This is a genomic window from Stieleria sp. (assembly GCF_041595215.1).
Lineage (GTDB): Bacteria > Planctomycetota > Planctomycetia > Pirellulales > Pirellulaceae > Stieleria > Stieleria magnilauensis.
In genome coordinates, this window is sequence record NZ_JBFHKV010000785.1 from 1 (window position 1) to 4,228 (window position 4,228).

Below are 4,228 nucleotides of genomic sequence, written 5' to 3' on the forward strand. Positions count from 1 at the left end.
GGACGAGGCGACGAGTCCTCTGCAGTCGGCATGTTGGCATGGACTCGTCGCCTCGTCCACTACCGCGAACCCGAAAGAGCCCCGGTTGTGACAACCGAGGCTCTTGTGGCGGGTTCATTGTTTACGTGCGTCCGTGGACGCGGTGCGGGTCTCAGTCGCGAGGCCGACGGCTGCCGCCGCCACCACCACCACCGCTTCCGCCACGCCGGCGTCCGCTGCCGCCACGACGTCGCGGGCGATCACCGTTGTCGCCATCACCACGGTCGCCGCGGTCACGATCGCCACCGCGGTCGTCGCCTTGCTCGGCAACCATCGCGGCGATCTCGTCCTCTTCGCCCAACTCTTCGAGCGCTTGACGACGACTCAGCTTGACGCGGTCGTGTTCGTCCACATCGATGACCAAGACCTTCATCGCGTCTCCGACGCGAACCACCTTGTCGATGCTGCTGATGTAGCCGCTGCTCAACTCGCTGATGTGACACAGTCCATCGCGTCCGGGCAGGATCTCGACGAACGCGCCAAAGTCTTTGATGCTGCTGACGATGCCGTCATAGATCTTGCCGATTTGGACCGTCGCGGTGCAGGCTTCGACCTGACGCATCGCTTCGGCGGCAGACTCTTTGTCGTTGCCGGCGACCAAAACCGTGCCGTCATCATCGACTTCGATCACGCATCCGGTCGTCTCTTGGATACCACGAATGTTCTTACCGCCCGGACCGATCAAGGCACCGATCTTGTCCGACGCAATACGGGTACGCAACAGTCGTGGGGCCGTTGGAGCCGTTTCGCGGCGCGGACGCGGGATCGTCGTCAGCATCTTTCGCAAGATTTCGATGCGAGCTTCACGCGACTGTTTCAATGTCGCGCGAATGATCTCTTCGCTAATCCCGGTGACCTTCAAGTCCAACTGGATCCCGGTGATGCCGTTTTGCGTGCCGGCGATCTTGAAGTCCATGTCGCCGAAGTGGTCTTCGCTGCCCAGGATGTCGGTCAGCAAGACGTACTCGTCTTCTGAGTTACGCACCAGACCGACCGAGATTCCGGCGACCGGGTTGCTGATCGGGACACCCGAGGCCATCAGGGCCAAGGTGGCACCGCAAACCGACGCCATCGAGCTACTGCCGTTGGACTCGGTGATGTCACTGATCACGCGGACGGTGTAGGGGAATTCATCGGCGGCCGGAAGCACCGGTGCGACGCTGCGTTCGGCCAGGCAACCGTGCCCGATCTCACGACGGCCCGGTCCACGGATCGGTCGACATTCGCCGACAGAAAAGGAGGGGAAGTTGTAGTCGAGCATGAACTTCTTGCTGAACTCGTCATGCAATCCGTCGACGCGCTGTTCGTCACGCGCCGTCCCCAGCGCCACCGTGATCAACGCTTGCGTTTCACCACGCTGGAACACGGCCGAGCCATGGACACGGGGCAGAACGTCGGTCTCGCAGTGGATCTGACGCAAGCTGGTGTTGTCGCGGCCGTCCGGTCGGGTTCCGGCGACAATCAGGTCACGAGCGACCTTGCCTTCCAAATCGTGCCAAACCGACTTGAATCGCTTGGTGCAAATCGCGCCTTCGGCGTTCGGGTCGGGAATCATTTCGGCCATCGCCTTGTCACGCAGTGCACTGACGGCGGCGGCGCGTTCTTGCTTGCCCGAGGTTTGCATCGCGGCTTTGAATTCGTCGTAATAACGCGACGAAATTTGGTCCATCAAGCCGTCATCTTCCGGCGGCGTGTATTCGACCTTTTGCGGGTTGACCTTCTGGTACAGCTCGTCTTGAAGATCAATCACGTCGCGGATCGCGGCGTGGGCGAATTGAATCGCCTCCATCATTTCTTCTTCCGGCATCTCGTTGGCGAAACCTTCGATCATCGCCACCTGCTCGCGCGAGCCGCTGACGATCATGTCCAGTTCGCTTTCTTCCAGATCCGAATTGCTCGGGAAAGCGACCAATTGTCCGTCGACCTTGCCGACGCGGACCGAAGCGATCGGCCCCAGGAAGGGCAACGGGCTGATGTGCAGCGCCGCACCGGCTCCATTCATCGCCAACACGTCGCCGTCGTTTTCCTGGTCACTGGCGACGACAAATGCCTGGACCTGAACCTCGTCCATGAAACCTTCCGGCCACAGCGGACGAATCGGTCGGTCCATCAATCGCGAACTCAAAATCTCTTTCGTCGACGGGCGGCCTTCACGCTTCAAAAACCCGCCGGGGAACTTCCCGGCCGCCGCGAATCGTTCGCGGTAATCACACATCAAGGGGAAAAAATCGATTCCCTGTCGCGGTGTACCGCTGGCCGCAGCGACCAGAACGACGGTCTCACCGTACTGAACCAACACTGCACCGGCGGCTTGCTTCGCCAATTGACCGGTTTCGAACGACAACACATGGCGTCCGATTTTCTTTTCGACGCGAACTTTATTCACAGTCACTTTACTTTCCTTCCTGCAACTACAACTACAACAAAATTACTCCGGTGACCGACCGGCCCGATTGCCCGCGGGTGCCCGAAGTCATGAACGATGATTGAACCGTTTTCGACCAACAGATCGAAATTAGAACACCCCCGATGCGAATTGACACTCGCCGGCACGGTCCGACGCCAGCGAGCACGATCAGGCGCGATAGAGAAAAGGTCCTGTCCTGGTGGGGAATAGGTCGCAATCACCCACGACAGCGGCAAGCACAGCGCTTGCCGGAACCCGCCCGGCGATTGGCATCGAGGCCTTCCGGGCGTGAAGAAGAAAGCGAGAAATCAATCTCAGGTCGCCGCGATGGCGACTCTTGGCCGAAGCCTTCGTCACGCCAGAGCGGCCGAACCCGGGCTACTTACGGATGCCCAGCTTTCCGATGATATCGAGGTACCTCTGCGGGTCTTCCCCGCGGACGTAATCAAGCAAGCGACGTCGACGGCTGACCAAACCGAGCAATCCGCGACGCGACGCGTAATCTTTGTTGTGCGTCCGCATGTGCTCGGTCAGACCGTTGATTCGCTCGGTCAAAATCGCGATCTGAACCTCGGGAGACCCAGAATCGCCGTCATTTGCACCGTGTTCTTTGATGACTTCAGCTTTTCGCTGCTTCGAAATCGTCATTTCGTACTTACTTTCAAACCAATTTATTGTTTCGTGTCTGATTTACGGTCCGGTAGTTTACCGACACCGCCCAATACCGCAACGGCAAATTTCGTGGGCATCAAGTTCAAGTTTCGAGTTTCAGGTTTCACGGCACACTTGAAACTTGAAACCTGAAACTCCCCCTTGAAATGCCCCCTAAAACACCCCTTTCCCGACCAACCACTCCCGCACTTGACCGGCCATCGCCTCGACACTCTTGCCCGCCCCCCCGTCCAGGCGAATCTCCGGTGACTCGGGGGATTCGTAGGGATCGCTGATTCCGGTGAAATGCTTGATCTCGCCCGCCCGAGCCTTCTTGTACAAACCTTTTGGATCACGCGCCTCGCACACCTCCAACGGCGTGTCGACAAACACCTCCACGAAATCACTCGCCCGCCCCGCCTGGGCGACGATCTTTCGCACCCGGTCGCGGTCTCGACGATAGGGGCTGACGAACGCCGTCAAGGTGATCAACCCCGCCGAAGCCATCAGGGCCGCCACGTTGCCGATCCGCCGGATGTTTTCCTCTCGATCCACGGCGCCAAACCCCAAACCGAACCGCTCCGCAAATTCCGCCCCATGCTCGGGCTCCAACACCGCCGGCGGCGCACACAACCCGTGACGCACGTTGTCACCATCGAGTAACGTCGTCGCCCGTCCCTCGGACACCAACATCGCATCCAACGCGTTGGCAATCGTGCTCTTGCCACACCCGCTCAGCCCCGTGAACCAAATCACACAGCCCTGCTGACCGAGCTGGCGCTCGCGCCGCTCGCGGTCCACACTGTGCTGGTGCCAAACGATGTCTTTCGAAACGTCCATCTGTTTTTCCTTGTCGCTGTCTCTCGTACCGCACCGGTCAGCGTACTCGACGCCGCCCAACTCCTCCACCATCACGCTCGGTAACGAACCCTCAGGAACTGGCGCTGCGGTAACTCAGCAAACTCTTGCGAAACATCCAGCGACTGGCCCACAGACTGAACACGGTCATCACCGCCGCCCAAACGATGTACCACCCCGATCCCTCTTCGCGGGCGACCAACGGATCGGCCAAAATTCGGGCCGGAACGTTCACCACCAACAGGATCGGGATCACAAACGTGAACAGACCGA

At 59.6% G+C, this 4,228-nt stretch carries 4 protein-coding genes; all 4 read right to left on the reverse strand.

The window, feature by feature from the left end:
- Positions 1 to 151: 151 nt before the first annotated feature.
- Positions 152 to 2,431 carry a polyribonucleotide nucleotidyltransferase gene (locus ABX749_RS24145; RefSeq protein ID WP_372898246.1) on the reverse strand — a complete coding sequence of 760 codons (2,280 nt, stop codon included), beginning with the start codon at positions 2,429 to 2,431 and terminating at the stop codon, positions 152 to 154.
- Between the two features lie 393 nt (positions 2,432 to 2,824).
- Positions 2,825 to 3,094 carry a 30S ribosomal protein S15 gene (gene rpsO / locus ABX749_RS24150; protein WP_095740847.1) on the reverse strand — a complete coding sequence of 90 codons (270 nt, stop codon included), beginning with the start codon at positions 3,092 to 3,094 and terminating at the stop codon, positions 2,825 to 2,827.
- Between the two features lie 177 nt (positions 3,095 to 3,271).
- The gene (cysC, locus tag ABX749_RS24155; RefSeq protein WP_372898247.1) at positions 3,272 to 3,937 is read right to left on the reverse strand and encodes an adenylyl-sulfate kinase; all 666 of its coding nucleotides are present in this window, start codon (positions 3,935 to 3,937) and stop codon (positions 3,272 to 3,274) included.
- Between the two features lie 91 nt (positions 3,938 to 4,028).
- The coding region (locus ABX749_RS24160; RefSeq protein ID WP_372898248.1) for an ABC-2 family transporter protein at positions 4,029 to 4,228 on the reverse strand (200 nt) is incomplete at its 5' end.